15 protein-coding genes and 1 pseudogene are annotated in these 17,416 nt (G+C 68.0%); 9 read left to right on the forward strand and 7 right to left on the reverse strand.

The window, feature by feature from the left end; all coding sequences use genetic code 11:
• Both E1263_RS36535 and E1263_RS36540 read right to left on the reverse strand, forming a co-directional pair.
• Positions 1 to 315: pseudogene (locus E1263_RS36535) on the reverse strand (hypothetical protein); the annotation flags it as partial.
• A gap of 169 nt (positions 316 to 484) precedes the next feature.
• Positions 485 to 985 (reverse strand): ribonuclease FAU-1 family protein, encoded by a 501-nt coding sequence (locus E1263_RS36540; RefSeq protein WP_132175958.1) that lies wholly within the window; start codon positions 983 to 985, stop codon positions 485 to 487.
• A 147-nt stretch (positions 986 to 1,132) separates the two neighbouring features.
• Between E1263_RS36540 and dxs the strand changes: the two genes are divergently transcribed.
• The 4 genes from dxs to E1263_RS36560 all read left to right on the forward strand — a co-directional run bounded on the left by dxs (position 1,133) and on the right by E1263_RS36560 (position 7,361).
• Positions 1,133 to 3,019, forward strand: coding sequence for a 1-deoxy-D-xylulose-5-phosphate synthase (dxs, locus tag E1263_RS36545; RefSeq protein WP_132175982.1), 1,887 nt, complete (start codon positions 1,133 to 1,135; stop codon positions 3,017 to 3,019).
• Positions 3,020 to 3,032: 13 nt separating this feature from the next.
• Complete coding sequence (locus E1263_RS36550) at positions 3,033 to 4,370, forward strand: gluzincin family metallopeptidase (RefSeq protein WP_238161871.1); 1,338 nt, start codon at positions 3,033 to 3,035, stop codon at positions 4,368 to 4,370.
• 85 nt (positions 4,371 to 4,455) lie between these two features.
• Positions 4,456 to 5,811, forward strand: coding sequence for a hypothetical protein (locus E1263_RS36555; protein ID WP_132175960.1), 1,356 nt, complete (start codon positions 4,456 to 4,458; stop codon positions 5,809 to 5,811).
• A gap of 68 nt (positions 5,812 to 5,879) precedes the next feature.
• Positions 5,880 to 7,361, forward strand: coding sequence for an APC family permease (locus tag E1263_RS36560; RefSeq protein ID WP_132175962.1), 1,482 nt, complete (start codon positions 5,880 to 5,882; stop codon positions 7,359 to 7,361).
• A gap of 27 nt (positions 7,362 to 7,388) precedes the next feature.
• On the opposite strand, the gene E1263_RS36565 is transcribed toward E1263_RS36560, so the two are convergent.
• The 3 genes from E1263_RS36565 to E1263_RS36575 are packed head-to-tail and all read right to left on the reverse strand — an operon-like array spanning position 7,389 to position 9,999.
• Positions 7,389 to 8,495: an amidase gene (locus E1263_RS36565; protein WP_132175964.1), complete on the reverse strand. Its 1,107-nt coding sequence runs from the start codon at positions 8,493 to 8,495 to the stop codon at positions 7,389 to 7,391.
• Positions 8,492 to 9,553, reverse strand: coding sequence for a bifunctional 5,10-methylenetetrahydrofolate dehydrogenase/5,10-methenyltetrahydrofolate cyclohydrolase (locus E1263_RS36570; protein WP_202869232.1), 1,062 nt, complete (start codon positions 9,551 to 9,553; stop codon positions 8,492 to 8,494). The genes E1263_RS36565 and E1263_RS36570 overlap by 4 nt, the downstream gene beginning before the upstream one ends.
• Entirely contained in the window at positions 9,550 to 9,999 is a 450-nt protein-coding gene (locus tag E1263_RS36575) for a hypothetical protein (protein WP_132175966.1), read from the reverse strand. Before E1263_RS36575 ends, E1263_RS36570 begins: the two co-directional genes overlap by 4 nt.
• A 112-nt stretch (positions 10,000 to 10,111) precedes the next feature.
• Between E1263_RS36575 and E1263_RS36580 the strand changes: the two genes are divergently transcribed.
• A complete protein-coding gene (locus E1263_RS36580; protein WP_132175968.1) occupies positions 10,112 to 11,395 on the forward strand; it encodes a gluzincin family metallopeptidase in 1,284 nt (427 codons plus the stop codon).
• On the opposite strand, the gene E1263_RS36585 is transcribed toward E1263_RS36580, so the two are convergent.
• Both E1263_RS36585 and E1263_RS36590 read right to left on the reverse strand, forming a co-directional pair.
• Positions 11,385 to 13,493: a 3-hydroxyacyl-CoA dehydrogenase NAD-binding domain-containing protein gene (locus tag E1263_RS36585; RefSeq protein ID WP_132175970.1), complete on the reverse strand. Its 2,109-nt coding sequence runs from the start codon at positions 13,491 to 13,493 to the stop codon at positions 11,385 to 11,387. The genes E1263_RS36580 and E1263_RS36585 overlap by 11 nt on opposite strands.
• Positions 13,490 to 14,707: a thiolase family protein gene (locus tag E1263_RS36590; RefSeq protein WP_132175972.1), complete on the reverse strand. Its 1,218-nt coding sequence runs from the start codon at positions 14,705 to 14,707 to the stop codon at positions 13,490 to 13,492. The genes E1263_RS36585 and E1263_RS36590 overlap by 4 nt, the downstream gene beginning before the upstream one ends.
• Before the next feature lie 133 nt (positions 14,708 to 14,840).
• Between E1263_RS36590 and E1263_RS36595 the strand changes: the two genes are divergently transcribed.
• From E1263_RS36595 to E1263_RS36610, 4 genes are all read left to right on the forward strand, one after another.
• Complete coding sequence (locus E1263_RS36595; protein ID WP_132175974.1) at positions 14,841 to 15,503, forward strand: hypothetical protein; 663 nt, start codon at positions 14,841 to 14,843, stop codon at positions 15,501 to 15,503.
• A complete protein-coding gene (locus E1263_RS36600; protein ID WP_132175976.1) occupies positions 15,500 to 16,171 on the forward strand; it encodes a dienelactone hydrolase family protein in 672 nt (223 codons plus the stop codon). Before E1263_RS36595 ends, E1263_RS36600 begins: the two co-directional genes overlap by 4 nt.
• The gene (locus tag E1263_RS36605) at positions 16,168 to 16,656 is read left to right on the forward strand and encodes a glutathione peroxidase (RefSeq protein WP_132175978.1); all 489 of its coding nucleotides are present in this window, start codon (positions 16,168 to 16,170) and stop codon (positions 16,654 to 16,656) included. Before E1263_RS36600 ends, E1263_RS36605 begins: the two co-directional genes overlap by 4 nt.
• 64 nt (positions 16,657 to 16,720) lie before the next feature.
• Positions 16,721 to 17,203: a VOC family protein gene (locus E1263_RS36610; protein ID WP_132175980.1), complete on the forward strand. Its 483-nt coding sequence runs from the start codon at positions 16,721 to 16,723 to the stop codon at positions 17,201 to 17,203.
• Positions 17,204 to 17,416: the final 213 nt, after the last annotated feature.

Below are 17,416 nucleotides of genomic sequence, written 5' to 3' on the forward strand. Positions count from 1 at the left end.
GAGACAGGGGGTACAGGCTGTGGTTAGGTCGCTCGCCAGGGGCTGCGCGGAGGCGTCGGAGTGCGGTGGCGAGGTGGGTGGCGAAGGGCCAGCCGGTGTCGAGTAGGTGGTGGTGGCCGCCGGTACGGACGAGGACTGCGGCGGTGAGGGCGAGTTCGAGCCAGCAGGCGTTGGCGATGTAGGCGTGGAAAGGCGGTTTGCGCATTTCGGTGCCTTGCCGGTGTGGATCCGGTCTTCGACGCGGGTGTGGTTGCGGTGCTCCATCTCGAGGTCGGGGAGTTGACCGCCTTGGGCGCCGGTAAGAAACGCTGTGAAGCAAGGGTCTGCGGCCTTCAGGCGTTGCAGGAAGGTGCAATCTTGCTGTGAGGGGTGGATCAAGCACCCTGAGTGGTTGAGGATGGGTGGGTCGCGTTCCGAGAGGGCGCGGGTTGATCGGCCCTTGTCGGCTTAGGGGGGCTCCTAGCCGACGGGGGCCGGTTGCTGTCTAGGGGGCTTTCAGCATCGCTAGATAGGGCTGGTACGCCGTCGTGAAGGGCTCGGTGACTGCGATGTTGGCGGCTAGCCAGTCGCAGGTGGCGCGGGCGGTGGCGATTACCTGCGGGGGATAGGCATAGCGAACCTGGTGGGCGGCGAATTCGTCTTCGTCCATGACTCGGATGGTGCCGTCTCGGAGGAGGCGGATGTCCAGGTCCAGGTCTACAGCCGTCACCGTATCTACGCCGAAGACCGGCGGCATGGTGATGTCGCAGTAGATACGGGTGCGGTGGGGCTCGTCGTTGAAGAGGGCTGACCACCATTGGCCGCGGGGGAAGAGGCGGACGCGGTGGTGGTCGACGGTGGTCCAGGAGCCGTCGGAGCGCTGGGCGCGCTGGCCGGGGCGGGTGCCTACCCAGAGGCCGTGTTCGTCTTCGCCTAGGTGGACGGCGTCCATCAGGCGGTGCGGGGTGCCGTCGTACTTCGTGAACAGCGTGGTGACCGGCTGCATGCGGTCACTGTAGGGGAGACCCCGAACTAATCACGCTTAGTGAGCGTCTCAGAAAGTGAGATTCAGCGCACGTGCCCGCCCAGTTCGGAATCGAGCGGGCACATGCATAGACTCAAGCGTTCGAGAATGACCGGCGGAAGGGGCTCGATGCGCGTGCTGGAGACGGTCAGGGGTCCGGCGGACCTCAAGAAGCTGTCCCCTCAGGAGCTCACCGATCTGGCGGCGGAGATCCGTGACGTGCTGGTGGAGACCGTGTCGCGGACCGGCGGTCACCTCGGTCCGAACCTGGGCATGGTGGAGATCACACTCGCGATGCACCGGGTCTTCGACTCGCCGCGGGACCGGTTGATCTACGACACCGGCCATCAGACGTATGTCCACAAGCTGCTGACCGGCCGTGCGCCGAAGTTCGACAGCTTGCGGCAGGAGGGTGGCCTGAGCGGTTACCCGAGCCAGGCCGAGTCCGAGCACGACATCGTCGAGAACAGCCACGCGAGCACAAGCCTCTCGTACGCCGATGGTCTCGCGAAGGCGTACCGGATCCGCAAGGAGGACCGGCATGTCGTCGCGCTGATCGGCGATGGCGGTCTGACCGGCGGGATGGCGTGGGAAGCGCTGAACAACATCGCCGCCGAGAAGGACCTCAAGCTGGTCATCATCGTCAACGACAACGGCCGGTCGTACAGCCCGACCGTCGGTGGCCTGGCGACGCACCTGACCGCGCTGCGCACGAATCCGCGGTACGAGAAGATCCTCGACCTGATCAAGAAGAACCTCGGCCGGACGCCGTATGTCGGCGCCCCGATGTACGAGGTTCTGCACGGGGTCAAGAAGGGCCTCAAGGACATGCTGGCCCCACAGGGCATGTTCGAGGACCTCGGCCTCAAGTACGTCGGCCCGGTCGACGGCCATGACCGTCAGGCCATGGAGGACGCGCTCAGCAAGGCGAAGGCGTTCGGCGGCCCGGTGATCGTGCACGCGGTCACCCAGAAGGGCTTCGGGTACGCCGCTGCCGAGCAGGACGAAGAGGACAACTTCCACCAGATGCGCCCGGCCAACAAGCCGCGCGGGTGGACGGACGTGTTCGCCGAAGAGCTCGTCCGGATCGGTCACCGCCGGCCGGATGTCGTCGCGATCACTGCCGCGATGATGAACCCGACCGGCATCAACCAGTTCGCGCAGGTCTTCCCCGACCGCACGTTCGATGTCGGGATCGCCGAGCAGCACGCGGTCACCAGCGCCGCGGGTCTCGCCATGGGTGGCATGCACCCGGTGGTCGGCCTGTACGCGACCTTCCTCAACCGGGCGTTCGACCAGTTGCTGCTGGATGTTGCGCTGCACAAGTGCGGTGTCACCTTCGTGCTCGACCGCGCCGGCGTGACCGGTGACGACGGCCCGAGCCACAACGGCATGTGGGACATGTCGATCGTCCAGCTCGTGCCGGGTCTCAGACTCGCTGCGCCGCGCGACAGCACGCGTCTAATCGAGCTGCTGAACGAGGCAATCGACGTGAGCGACGCCCCGACCGTGGTGCGCTACGCCAAGGGCGAGGTGTTCCCGGACATCGACCCGATCGACAAGGTCGGTGGTCTGGACGTGCTGCACCGCTCGGGCACCGACGTGCTGCTGGTCGGTATCGGCTCGATGGCCGCGACCGCGATGGACGTTGCCGACCGGCTGCAGGCACAAGGCATCGGGGTCACCGTCGTCGACCCGCGCTGGGTGAAGCCGGTCGACCCGAAGCTGATCGAGCTCGCGCCGCAGTTCAAACTCGTCGTCACGATCGAGGACAACGGCCGCGCCGGTGGCTGCGGCGTGATGATCGCCCAAGCCCTCCGCGATCACAACATCACCACGCCGGTGCGTGACTTCGGGATCCCACAGCAGTTCTTGGATCATGCGAAGCGTCCGGCGGTGTTGCAGCAGATCGGCCTCACCGGCCAGCAGATTGCGCGTGACGTCATCGAGGCGATCGCCCAGATCCAAGGCACGGAGATCGACGAGCCGGCGGCCGGCCGGCCCGGCGGAGCCTGAGCAGGCGGCCTGAGTGGGCCGCCATGCGGCACCCGCGCGGCGACGGGCTGCAGGAAGAGCCCGTACGCCGGTCTGGCCGTTCCTGCTGGCCTTCGTCGTGGTGGCCGGGGCGATCGGTGGGGGACTGGCGCTGCACCAATCCACCACCCAGGCCGAGCAGCCGGTCAAGACCGCCCCGAAGACTCCGAACGTCGATGTGGCCGCGCGGGCGGCGGCCGTCGACAAGGTCCTGAAGCGCCGCTCCCAGGCCGTCCTCCAGGATGACCAGGCCGCTTTCCTGGCCGATGTCGACCAGGCCAACCTGACCCTCATCGAACGTCAGCGGATCCTCTTCACCAACCTGCGGCAGTTCGGCTTCGCGAAGCTCGCCTACCAGCAGCTCGCCCAGCAGTACGACGACGCCGTGACCAGCAAGTACGGCCCTTCGACGTACGTCGTCGCTGTCGCCATGACGTACCAGATCCGCGGTATCGACACCGTCCCCGTCCGTTCGATGCTCGGCTACACCTTCACCGAGCGCGCGGCCGGCAAATGGACGCTCGTCTCCGACCAGGACCTCGACAAACGCCTGCCGCGCGGTTCGCACGAGGAGGCCTGGGACACCGGCGAGGTGCTCGTCAAACGCGCCGCACGGGTCCTTGTGGTCGTCGAGAAGGGCCAGCAGCAGCTGGCGTCCAAGCTGATCGGCATCTCGACCAGCGCGGTGAAGGCGGTCAGCAAGAACTGGCCCGGCGGCTGGAACGGTTCCGGCGTGGTGATCGCCCTCGACGACAAGATCGTCCGCGGCGCCGACTACACCGTCCCGAAGAACGCCGAGGACGCGCTCGCGATGGCCACCTGGGTCTACCGCACACTCCCCGGCGAGGTCAGCGGCGCCGGCGAGCGCGCCGATTCGTACGTCGTCATCAACCCGCGCAACCGCACCAGGATCGACGCGCGCACGCTCGCGCACGAATTCACCCACGTCGCCACCGCGCCGTACGGCGCCTTTGCTCCGCGCTGGCTGGTCGAGGGCGCGGCGACGTACGTCGAGTTCCTGCCGATGGACGGAGCCCAGGACCTGGCGCTTCCGAAGTACCGGCAGGAGGTCCGGACGAAGTACCTGGCGAAGGTCAAGAGTCTGCCGGTGGACGCGGTCTTCTTCCAGCAGCCCGCCAGCTCGTATCCGCTGTCCTGGTTGGCGGTTGACTATCTGTTCGACCGTTTCGGTGGCACAGAAGTTGCCACTCTGTATCAGGAACTGGCGGCACTCGGCCAGACGCCGCAGGAGCGGGACCGGATCATGATCGAGCACATCGGCCTCGACGAGGCTGCTCTGTTCCGGGCAGTCAAGGCGGCCGCAGCATCCTGACCCGGCGTGTTGGTGATGGAACGGGCTGAACCGAGTATGGTTGCCGAGCTGTAGAACTGACGGGCCCTCGGAGGAACGACCCGACGTGAGTGCGACCATCCCTAGCGCCCCACCGCCAGGCGCCCCGGCCGGTCCCAGTCGATGGCTGGGCTTGCTGCTGGCGGTAGCGCTCGTTTCCGGCGGTGTCGTGTACGCCGTCAACGAGCGGTCCGAGGACGCCCAGGCGCGCCTGGTCGAAGCCGTGGTCCCAGCCAGTACGCCGAGATCGCCGTCGAAAGCGGCCCTGGCGGCGACTGCGCGCCGGGTGGCCATCGACACGATCCTGATCCGCCGCGCCCAGGCCGTGGAGAAGGGCAACCTGGCGCTGTTCCTGAAGGACCTCGATCCGTCGAACACCAAGCTGATCGCCCAGCAGAAGATCCTCTTCGCGAACCTGGTCGAGCTCGGTTTCACCGAGCTCGGTTACAGCCAGGCCGAGGAACGGTTCGACCCGGCGGTCGTGAAGGCGCGCGGGCGAGCGACGTACCTGGTGCGGATCCTGATGCGCTACCAGATCCCGAAGGTCGACGAAGCTCCGGTGACGACCGAGCTCGGGTACACGTTCATCAGCCGGGCCGGTCGCTGGGTGCTCACCGATGACGACGACCTGGACAAGGACCTCGGTCCAGGCGCCCACCGCGAGGCCTGGGACCTGGGCCGGATCGAGGTGCTGCGCGGACCGCGCGTGCTGGTGGTCGTCGAGAAGGGCGACCACGCCCGCGGCCGGAAGATCCTCGCCGAGGCAGCCGAAGGGCTGACCGAAGTGCGCGACTACTGGCCGCGCCGGTGGCGTGGGTCGGCACTCATCATCGCGCTCGACGACACCGACGTACGGGATGCGCGTTTCGCCGACGAGGACATCGAGTCCGCGGCGAGTGCCGGGTCGACGTTCTCGTCGCTGCCCGGTCAGGACACCGCCGACGGCACCGTGGCCGGCGCCTACATCGTGCTCAACCCGAACCAGCGCGACCAGGTCGACGAGATCCTGCTGTCGCACGAGCTGACCCATGTGGCGACCGCCGACCTCGGTGGGTACGAGCCGCTGTGGCTGGCCGAAGGCGCCGCGGAGTACGTGTCCTGGAGCGGCATCGAGGCATTTGCCGGTCCCGGCGAGGTGACCAAGTGGGAGCAGGAGGTCATCGACCAGGCGATGCCGACACTGCACGCGCTGCCGACCGATGCCGGCTTCTACGAGAGCTCCGCCGACGTGTACGGCGTCAGTTGGCTGGCCGTCCGCTACCTGGTGCAGCGCATCGGCCTGAACGCGGTCGAGGAGCTTTACCAGGACATGGCTGCCCACGGCATCAATCAGGTGTCCCGCGACCGCATCCTGCTCAGCCGCAGCGGCCTCACCGAGGTCACGTTATGGACATCATTACGGACATACCGGCCGCGACGCTGAGTGCCGAATTGACCTCGCGCTGTCAGAGAGGCAGGCTCGGAGGGTTCCCGTCCATCGAGGAGGCGCAGATGAGTCTTGTGCGGAAGAAGACGATCGAACAGTCGATCGCCGACACCGATGAGCCGGAGTACCAGCTCAAGAAACGCCTGACTGCGTTAGATCTGACGGTCTTCGGTATCGGCGTCATCATCGGTGCCGGCATCTTCACGCTCACCGGTAAGGCCGCCAAATCCTTCGCCGGCCCCGGTATCGCCCTGTCCTTCGTGCTGGCCGCGTTCTGCTGCGCGCTGGCCGCCCTGTGTTACGCCGAGTTCTCGTCCACTGTCCCGGTGTCGGGTTCGGCGTACACGTTCTCGTACTTCGCGCTCGGTGAGATCTTCGCCTGGATCATCGGCTGGGACCTGCTGCTCGAACTGATGCTCGGGGCAAGCGTCGTCGCGCAGGGCTGGTCGACGTACGCCGCGCTGTTCCTCGAACAGATCGGGTTGAGTTGGCCCGAGTCGATCGGGCCGGACAGCAACGTCAACGTGCTCGCGATGCTGCTGGTCGTGGTGCTGACGATCCTCGCGACGATCGGCATCAAGGAGTCGCTGCGGGTCAACCTGGTCCTGGTCGCGATCAAGCTCTTCGTGGTGCTGTTCGTGATCATCGCCGGCCTGTTCTACATCAAGAGCTCGAACCTGACCCCGTTCATCCCGCCGAGTGTGCCGGCCGCGAACAGCGACGTGACGATCACGACGCCGTTGTTCCAGGCACTGTTCGGATTCGAGCCGTCGACGTTCGGCGTCATGGGTCTGGTCTCTGGCGCGTCGCTGGTGTTCTTCGCATTCATCGGATTCGACGTCGTGGCCACCACCGCGGAAGAGGCGAAGAACCCGCAGCGCGACCTGCCGCGCGGCATCATCGGCTCGCTCGCGATCTGCACGGTCCTGTACGTCGCGGTCTGCCTGGTGATCACCGGCATGGTCAAGTACACCGACATCAGCGGTGAGGCCGCGCTCGCCGAGGCATTCCGCTCGGTCGGTCGTGGTGGGTTCGCCACGCTGATCTCGGCCGGTGCGGTGGCTGGTCTGACGACCGTCGTGCTGACCCTGATGATCGGCGCGGCGCGCGTCGTGTTCGCGATGAGCCGCGACCACCTGATGCCCCGTCAGCTCGGCAAGACGCACCCCAAGTGGGGCACGCCGTACCGCCTGACGATCGGTATCGGTGTGGTGGTCGCGCTCGTGGCCGGAGTGACGCCGATCGGCAATCTCGAGGAGATGGTGAACATCGGCACGCTGGCCGCGTTCACCCTGGTCTCGATCTCGGTGCCGCTGCTGCGTAAGAGCCGTCCGGATATCGAGCGCTCGTTCCGGGTGCCGTGGAGCCCGGTGATCCCGATCGTCGCCGCGGTGATCTGCTTCTACCTGATGCTGAACCTGTCGCTGGAGACCTGGCTGCGGTTCGGGATCTGGATGGCGCTCGGCTTCGCGATCTACGCGGTCTACGGCTACCGTCGCAGCCGCGTCGGCATCGAGGCGAAGACGGGCGAGCAGGTCAAGGCCTGACGCTTGCCGGAGAAGCCGGGGCAGCCGCTAGCGAGGCGGCCCCGGCTTCATTGTGTCCAGAACCGCGAACAGGTCGGTCTCGTGGTGGTGCCTGGCCACCAGTTGCAGCCCGGCCGGGGAGCCGTCGGCTGTGTGGCCGGCCGGCACACTGATCGCCGGGTGGCCGCTGACGTTGAAGCCCCACGTCAGGGCGACGCTCATCTGCCGACCGGGACCGGTGTGCCCGTGCGGACGGTTGGGCGTGGTCGGCGTGGCGATCAATTCGGTGCGACCGAAGATCGCGGCCAGCCGGCGGTCGTTCTCGGCCGCGGTCTCTTCGGCGCCGGGACTCGCGGCACCACGGCGTGCTCGCCAGACCTGCTCGGGATCGAGCAGTTCGGCATCTCCGCCGACGGCCACTACGGAGCCGGCAGCGACCAGGCGGTCGAGAGCGGCGCGGACGACCCCGGCGACCTCCGGATCGGTCTCGGCGTAGCCGAGGTCTGCCGACCAGATCACCCGCGGTGGTGGTACGGCGACCGGTGCGGCGGATCCCGTCAACCAGACCCGCAGGTCGTCCACGTGCCGGGCCATGACACCTGGCACGGCGCCTTGACCGCTGCCCGTCGGTTTCAGGCCGAGTACGCCGCACCAGGCCGCCGGGATACGGATGGAGCCGGCGCCGTCGGTACCCGTTGCCAGCGGCACCATGCCGGTGCTGACCGCCACGGCCGAGCCCGCCGACGAGCCGCCCGGGGTCAGGTCCGGATTCCAGGGATTCAGCGTCGGCCCCCGATCGGTCCAGCCCCAGGTCTGCCAGTCGGTCCCTGGACCCGGCCGCGAGGTGGCGCCGATCGGGACCGCGCCGAGTGCGTTCAGCCGGTCGGCCTCCCGCAAGTTCTTGAGCGCTACCGGCACGCCGCCGAGAGCACGGGCGTGGACCAGCGTCGCGCCGGTGGTGCGTTCGGCCTCGATCGCACGGGCCGCGGCGTCGGCGCGTTCAGGCCAGAGCTCCCGGAACGCCCGCAGCTCGCCGTCGAGCCGATCGACCTGATCCAAGGCCGCCGCCAGGACCTCGCGTGCCGACAAGGTACCCGCGGCGATTGCGGCTGCGAGCTCCACCGCTGACAGCCGCAGGTACTCCTCAAGGGTCATCGGGACAGGTTGCCGTGTCCTGGACCGGTCTCGCCCGGATGCCGGCTCCCGGACCCGGCCAGGCCCTGGGCTCTTGCCCCGGTCGCGCGCCGAGTGTCGGCCTCCACCGCCGGCTGGGCGGTGGCCTGTCCCGGCTGGATGGCCCGTGCCGCGGCCGGCAGGTTGCCGAGCGCCGCGAGCTCCGCCCGGTTCCGGTACGGCGCCGCCTCGACGGTCCAGGGGCGCAGCCCGGGATCGGCCTCCTGCCGCACGACCCGATCCATCAATACGGCCATCTCGGTCGGACCGATCCCGCCTGGGACCGGCGTGATGTGCTGCGGGATCTGCTGGGCCGACGGTGCGATGTCACCGGCGATCGAGCCGTCCGGCTGCGGCATGAATCCCGAATCGACGACCAGTCGATGGTGTGGCCGGATGTGCTCGTCGGTGAGGATGTGCGGTTGCCCCGTCGCGGAGACCACGATGTCGGCCTGCCGCACCCGGCGCAGGTCGTCACCGGCGTCAAGGCTCTCGACGCGCAGGCCGTCCTGCTGGAGCAGCCGGACGACGCCACTGCCGACGAACCCCTGGCCGCCGACGACGGCGATCCGCGGATTGTCCTGCGCGTACGGCCGCACCACCCGGCTGATGCCGTCCGCGGTCGCGCACGCCAGCTGGGGGGAACGATCGCCGAGCAGCCCGTCGATGTCCTTCGCCGGGGCCATCCGCTGCACGAGCGCCGTCAGGTGCGGCGGCGGCGGGTACTGGACGATGATCGCCGACGTCGCGGGATCGTTGCTGTGGGCATCTATCAGCGCCGCGAAGTCGGCAGCACTGGTGTGACCGGGCAGCACCTGGTGATCGACACCGAAGCCGAGGTGCGAGAACGCCCGCACCTTCTGTTCGGCCGAGACCCGCGAGGCCTCCATCCGGCGTTGCCAGACCGACGGATCCGTCGGCTCCGCGGCGAACCGGATGACGGCCACCTGCCGATGCATCGGGGCGATCGCGTCGCGGTAGTGCGCAAGGTCGGCGCGGACCCCCGCCAGCAGCTTTCCGCCCGCGAACTGCTCGGTCATCGAGCCTGGGCGATCGCCTGCAGTACGACGGCGACCGGCTCCAGCCGCAGATGCCCCCGGACGACCTCGGCCTCGGCGGCGGGCAGCAGCCGCTGGTCCGTCAGGTCACTGCGCAAGGTGCCGTCGACGACGTGAACCGTGACGTCGGTGAACGTTTCCGGCGCGCCGGCGCCGTCGTACGACGAGAAGTCGCCGTGGTGTGCGAACCAGTGCACCGACTGCGGCATCCGGCCGAACGCCGCCAGCGCCGCGCCGGCCGCACCGGCGAAGTCGCTGACCAGTCCGGTCGCGTCCGCATTGGCCGCGAGTTCCGAGATGACGACGACCGCCGGTCCGGTCTCCGGCGGTGGGATCAGCCGCGCGAGTGCCTGGGCGGCCCCGCCGTTGGCGTGCGCCCACTGGATCACGGCCGCCTGCACCTGCCGCACGCCGGTTGTGTTGTCCATCGTGGCCCTTCGTCCGTCGGATGTCCTGCCGATCCTAACGGCCGCCGGGACCAGTGCAGGGGGCCGATCCGGACCGGTTCGGTAGGATCAGCCGACCATCGGAGGGGGAGACATGAAGCACCCGAGGCGGCTGGTTGCCGGGCTCGTCACGCTGGCGATCGCCGGTGCGGTGGCAGTCGTCGGTGTGCGGCTTCAGCAGGGCGCTGCGGCGCCAGGCGCGGAGGCTGTTGCGGTCAAGGCGCCGCCGGCCACGCCGACTGCCGACGTTGCTGGGCGCAAGGTGGCGATCAACAAGCTGCTGAGCACGCGGGCCGAGGCCGTGCGCAAGGGCGACCTGAAGGCGTTCACGGCCGCGGTGGACGTGAAGGTGCTGCCCCGGCAGCGGACGTTGTTCGCGAACCTCCGCCAGTTCCAGTTCACCAAGCTCGAGTACTCCCTGGCCAATGAGCACCAGGTGCCGCGGCTGGTGGAGAAGTGGGGCCCGACGGCGTTCTCGTCCCGGGTGATCATGCGGTACCAGCTCGCCGGACTGGACGCGAGGCCGGTGCAGACGGATGTCGCCTACACCTTCGCCCAGCGGGGAACGCGGTGGATTCTCGTCGAGGACAGTGCGATCGACGAGGTGCTCAGCGAGACCGGCCACCGGCAGCCGTGGGATTTCCAGCCGATCACCGTCGTACGGCGGGGCAAGGTCGCCGTGGTCGTCGCTCAGCGCGAGGCGGCCCTCGGCCAGACGATCGCCGCGACCGCGCAACAGGCGGCGCGCGGCGTGAAGCGGCACTGGCCGCAGCCGTGGGACGGCTCGGTGATGGTGATCGCGATGCCCGAGTCGCAGGTGATGTCGCTGTTGTGGACCTCCGGGAGCGGTAGCGGCTGGACCATCGCGGCCAAGGACATCCCGCTGTACGACAGCGATCCGTTCCTCCGGACCAGGTCCGCGCCCCCGGCCGGTTCCCGGATCGTCGTGAACCCGGAGCTGCGCAGGAAGCTCGACAAGGACCTGCTGGCGCACGAGATGACGCACGCCGCCACGGTCCTGTTAGGCAACTACGCGCCGATGTGGATGGTCGAGGGGTACGCCGAATACATCCGCTGTGCCGTGATCGAGGACGACCCGGGCTGGACGGTCGACCCGTACCGCAAGAAGGTCCGTAAGACGCTGGCGTCGATGAAGGCGCTGCCGGGGCCGTCCGAGTTCGGCGCGAACGGCGACCGTTCGTACGGGCAGGCCTGGTGGGTCATCGAGTATCTGATCGGCCGGTTCGGCGAGGCGAAGATCGCCGCCCTGTACGCCGATCTCGCCGGTCACCAGACCGGAGCCGACGCCATCCTGAAGAAACACCTCAAGATGACGCCGGCCCAGTTGATCGCGGCGGTCAAGCAGTTCAGAGGCTAGCGACGCCCTTTTCCAAGAACCTGGTGCCGTTGACCTTCTCGGCAATGCCGGACCGATCCAGGTACGGCGTGATGCCGCCGAGGTGGAACGGCCAGCCGGCGCCGAGCAGCAGGCACAGGTCGATGTCCTGTGCCTCGGCCACGACACCCTCGTCGAGCATGATCTTGATTTCCTCGGCGAGGGCGGTCAGCACCCGGGTGCGGAGGTCCTCGGCCGACGACGGCTTGTCGCCGACGCTGACCAGTGCCTCGATCTCCGGGTCGACGACCGGCTTGCCCTCGGGCCAGATGTAGAACGAAGGCTTGCCGGCGGCAACGACCTTGGCGAGGTTCTCCGAGACCTGGAAACGGTCCGGGTAGGACCGGTTCATCGTCTCCGCGACGTGCAGGGCGACCGGCAGGCCGACCAGCTGCAGCAGCACGAACGGCGGCATCGGCAGACCGAGCGCCGACAGTGCCTTGTCCGCCTCAGGAATCGGCGTACCCTCGTCGACCGCTGCGCTGACCTCACCGAGGAAGCGCGTCAGCAGCCGGTTCACGACGAACGCCGGAGCGTCCTTGACCAGCACGCAGGACTTCTTCAGCTTCTTGCCCACTGCGAACGCAGTCGCCAGTGTCGCGTCGTCGGTCTGCGCAGCGCGGATGATCTCCAGCAGCGGCAGCACGGCGACCGGGTTGAAGAAGTGGAACCCGACCACACGCTCCGGGTGCTCCAGGTCGGCAGCCATGTCGGTGATCGACAGCGACGAGGTGTTGGTCGCGAGGATCGCGTCCGGCCGGATGATCTTCTCCAGGTCGGCGAAGATCGTCTTCTTGAGCTGCAGCTCCTCGAAGACCGCCTCGATCACGAAGTCGGCGTCGGCGAAGACCGAGCGGTCCACCGAACCGGTGACGAGCGCCTTCAGCTGGTTCGCCTTGTCCGGGTTGATCCGGCCCTTGCCGAGCAGCTTGTCGATCTCGCCGTGCACGTAGCCGACACCGCGGTCGACCCGCTCCTGGTCGAGGTCGGTCAGCACGACCGGCACCTCGAGCCGACGCGCGAACAGCAGCGCCAACTGACCGGCCATCAGACCGGCGCCGACGACGCCGACCTTGTTCACCGGGCGCGCGAGCGACTTGTCCGGCGCACCGGCCGGACGCTTGGCCCGCTTGTTGACCAGGTCGAACGCGTAGAGGCCGCTGCGCAGCTCCTCGCTCATGATCAGGTCGGCCAGCGCCTCGTCCTCGGCCGCGAAGCCACGGTCGCGGTCGTTGTCCTTGGCCGCCGCGATCAGATCGAGAGCCCGGTACGGCGCGGGCGCCGCGCCGCTGACCTTGGCGTCGGCAAATCCCTTGCCTCGGGCAACGGCTGCGTCCCACGCGTCGCCGCGGTCGATCTCGGCGCGCTCGACGGTGATCTCACCGGTCAGCACCTTCGACGCCCAGATGAACGACTGCTCGAGGAAGTCGGCCGAGTCCAGCAGGACGTCGCCGATGCCGAGCTTGACCGCCTCGGGGCCGCTGAGCATCTTGTTCTGGTTCAGCGCGTTCTCGACGACGACCTTGACGGCCTTGTCGGCGCCGATCAGGTTCGGCAGCAGGAAGTTCCCGCCCCAGCCCGGGATCAGGCCGAGGAAGACCTCGGGCGTCGACAGCACCCCGGCCGCGACCGAGACCGTCCGGTACGTCGCGTGCAGCGCGACCTCGAGGCCGCCACCGAGCGCAACGCCGTTCACGAACGCGAACGACGGCTTGCCACCGTCGATCAGCTTGCGCATGACGCCGTGGCCGATCTGGCCCAGGTTCAGCGCCTGGTCCCGGCCGGTCAGCTTCGGTACGCCGGTCAGGTCGGCACCGGCCGCAAGGATGAACGGCTTGCCGGTGACACCGATCGCGACGATGTCGTCGCGGCTCAGGGCTGCGTCGATCGCCGCATTCAGCGAACCGAGGCCCTTGGGGCCGAAGGTGTTCGGCTTGGTGTGGTCGTGCCCGTTGTCGAGCGTGATCAGCGCGAGCGTCCCGGCCTTGTTGGGCAGCACGACGTCCCGCGACTGCGCCAGCGTGACGACCTCGTCGGTCGAGAGCTCAGACGCGCTATCGATCAGTTCTTGCAGGCTCATGCGGCTGCGTTCCCTTCCCAGTTCGGGTTCTCCCAGATGACCGTTCCACCCATGCCGAGGCCGACGCACATCGTGGTCAGGCCGTAGCGGACCTCGGGCTTGAGCTCGAACTGCTTGGCGAGCTGCGTCATCAGCCGGATGCCGGACGAGGCCAGTGGGTGACCGTAGGCGATAGCACCGCCGTACGGGTTCACGCGCTCGTCGTCGTCGGCGATGCCGTAGTGCTCCAGGAACGCGAGCACCTGGACGGCGAACGCCTCGTTGACCTCGAAGGCCTGGATGTCGTCGATGGTCAGGCCGGCCAGCTTCAGCGCCTTCTCGGTCGCCGGGACCGGGCCGAAGCCCATGACCTCGGGCTCGACACCGACGAAGCCGTACGAGACCAGCTTCATCTTCGGCTTGAGGCCGAGCTCCTCGGCTGCCTCGGCCGACGTGAGCAGCGCGGCGGTGGCGCCGTCATTGACGCCGGAGGAGTTTCCGGCCGTCACCCGGCCGTGCGGGCGGAACGGCGTCTTGAGCTTGGCCAGGTCCTCCAGCGTGGTGCCCGGACGCATCGGCTCGTCGGTGGTCGCGAGTCCCCAGCCGAGCTCGGCCGAGCGGATCGCGATCGGGACCAGATCCGGCTGGATCAGGTCGTTCGCGTACGCCTTGGCAGCGCGCTCCTGCGACCGCACGGCGAACGCGTCGGTCCGCGCCTTGGTGATCGAGGGGTAGCGGTCGTGCAGGTTCTCCGCGGTCGACCCCATCACCAGGGCGCTGGTGTCGACGAGCTTCTCGGAGATGATCCGCGGGTTCGGGTCGACGCCCTCGCCCATCGGGTGCCGGCCCATGTGCTCGACACCGCCGGCCACGACCACGTCGTACGCGCCGTAGGCGATCCCCGAGGCGAGCGTGGTGACGGCCGTCATGGCGCCGGCGCACATCCGGTCGATCGAGTAGCCGGGAGTCGTGTTCGGCAGACCGGCCAGCAGGGCCGCGGTCCGGCCGATGGTCAGGCCCTGGTCACCGATCTGGGTGGTGGCCGCGATCGCGACCTCCTCGACCTTCTCCGGGGGCAGGCCCGGGTTGCGGCGGAGTAGCTCCCGGATGCACTTGATGACTAGGTCATCTGCGCGGGTTTCGGCGTACTGGCCCTTGGCCTTGCCGAACGGGGTGCGAACGCCGTCGACGAACACGACATCGCGGATCTCACGGGGTCTGGACTCGCGGGGCAAGGGGAGCGCTCCTCTGGATTGGGAATCTGCTCCTAGGCTACCCGTCGGTAACAGAACAGCCCAACCGCCACGCGTTGTGCGGCTGCTCACACAGGCGCATGCTGAGACGACAGGTACTTATGGGAGCTGTTCTATGAACAACTTTGAGCTGTCGGTCCCCGTCCTGAGCCGGGGAAAGCACCGCAACGCGCGCAAGGGCGCGTGCTTCATGGAGTTCGCCTCGTATCTGGCCGGCGAACCTTGGTCCGACCACCCGAGCTGCACGCATCCGCTGCTGGCCGGGGTGGCCCGAGACGTCAACGACTGTACGACGGACGCTGGGCGGAGCCGCCTTGCGCCGCTGATCCCGTCAGTGATCGGGCTGAGGCCGGACGACCCACACGTCGTACCGCGGGTGACTGCGCGGTGTCTCCAGCACGCGCTGCCAGTGGTTTCGCAGGAACGCCAATACATCCTGGCGGTTGCGCTGATCGTGGGGGAGCGGCAACTGGCGCTGCTGGACGGGCGGCCGCTGGACGATCTCGAGCCGGCGTCACGCGACGTACTGGAGTCGGTTCCGGCGGCGACGAAGTGGGCGCGGTCGTTCACCTCGCGGACCCACCGCGGTACGCCGGACTATGCGCGCCGGACTGCTCCTCGCGCCGTGTCGTGTGCGGTCGAGGGGATCTCGCAGGCGTGTGTGCGGAACCCGGATGAGCGGTTGTTCGACCTGCTGACGGCGGCGATCGAGGAAACGCGGAGCTGGGTACCCGTCGCGGAGCCGGTTCGGCCGGAGGTCGTACGCTTCACAGTGTGACTTTGGAGATCGATACCGGTTCAGGTTTGATGCCAGTCCACGAGTGGGGGGTTGCTGATTCCGGCGCGCCCGGAATCTTGCTGCTGCAGGAGATCTTCGGGGTCTCGCCGTATATCGAGCAGCGGGCGGCTGAGCTGTCCGCGCTCGGGTACTACGTGATCGCGCCGGAGGTCTACTGGCGGCTGGACGGCGTCGACCTGAGTGACGAGGACGCGCCTGACCTGCTCGAGCGCGCGATCGGGACGATGCAGCGGCTCGACTGGGATCAGGCGGTCGTGGATTCGGTCGCCGCGCTCGAATACCTGCGCGGCCGGGATCGTCGTACCGGGTTGATCGGGTTCTGCTTCGGTGGGGGACTGGCGTTCAACGTGGCGGCTGTGTCGTCGCCGGATGCGCTGGTCAGCTACTACGGGTCGGCGTTGCCTGGGTTGCTCCAGCTCGCGCCGGACGTGACCACGCCGAGCCTGCATCACTTCGGCGACGCCGACGAGTACCTGCCGGTGGATGAGGTCGTTGCAGGTCTGCCCGGCACCGAGATCTACCGCTACCCAGGCGCTGGCCACGCCTTCGACAACCCCATGCCTGCTTTCCACGACACCGACGCCTCGGCGCTGGCGTGGGAGCGCACTGTTGAATTCTTCGCTCGCAATCTGCAAGGAGTTTCATGAGCCTGTACGACATCCCGCTGACCACGCTCTCCGGTGCGCCGACCTCGCTCGGTGACTACAAGGGCAAGGCCGTTCTCCTGGTAAACGTCGCCTCCAAGTGCGGCTTGACCCCGCAGTACGAAGGTCTCGAGAACCTGCAGAAGACGTACGCGTCGCGCGGCTTCACCGTCCTCGGCGCCCCCTGTAACCAGTTCGGTGGCCAGGAGCCCGGCAGCGCGGAGGAGATCGACACCTTCTGCTCCACCACGTACGGCGTCACCTTCCCGATGCTCGACAAGCTCGAGGTCAACGGCGACGACCGCCACCCCCTGTACGCCGAACTGACGCAGACCTCGGATGCAGCCGGTGACGCTGGTGACATCCAGTGGAACTTCGAGAAGTTCCTGATCAGCCCAGAAGGCACGGTCGCGGCGCGCTTCCGCCCGCAGACCACGCCGGAGTCGGAAGAGGTCGTCGCGGCGATCGAGGCACAGCTCTCCGAGTAGCGGACTCAAGCTGTCCTGTTCTGCTCCTAGCGTGGTCATTACCAACCGCGCTAAGGAGCAGAACATGACCGTGACGCCCATCCCCGACGGCTACCACTCGGTGACCCCGTGGATCATCGGCCGTGACACCGCCGGCCTGATGGATTTCCTCGCGGCAGCCTTCGACGCCGCGGATCTCGGCGGCCGCGTCGTCGACGACCAGGGCCGCATCGGTCACGCCGAGATGCGCATCGGCGACTCGGTCGTGATGATGTTCGACCAGCCGGACTGGCCGCCGACCCCCGCATTCCTCCGCTTCTACGTCCCCGACGTCGAACTCGCGCTGAAGAACGCCGTCGCCGCCGGCGGCACCATCGTCACCAAGCCCACCCACATGTTCTGGGGCGACATCGTCGCGCGCGTCAGCGACCCCTTCGGCAACCTCTACTGGCTCCACACCCGCATCGAGCTGGTCGACGAGACCGAACTCCAGCGCCGCTTCACCGACCCGAAGTTCCTCGCCGCGATGACCTACGTCCAGGGCTCGCTGTACCGCCCGACCGCCTAACCTCTGCCTGCACCTGTCCCCATTTGGTGGGCTGACCCACGCGGTTGCGGGTGTGCCCACTGCATGCGGTTAGCCCACCCACCATTTGGGGCTCTCCTGACTGATCTGTGGGTCAGTTTCGGTTGGGGAGGGTGGGCCGGTGACCGCCGAGGTTGAGCATGGCCAGGGCGATGAGTGCGGTGGGTGAGTGGAAGCCGAAGGCGACGCGGGTGA

The sequence above is a fragment of the Kribbella antibiotica genome, from assembly GCF_004349055.1.
GTDB lineage: Bacteria > Actinomycetota > Actinomycetes > Propionibacteriales > Kribbellaceae > Kribbella > Kribbella antibiotica.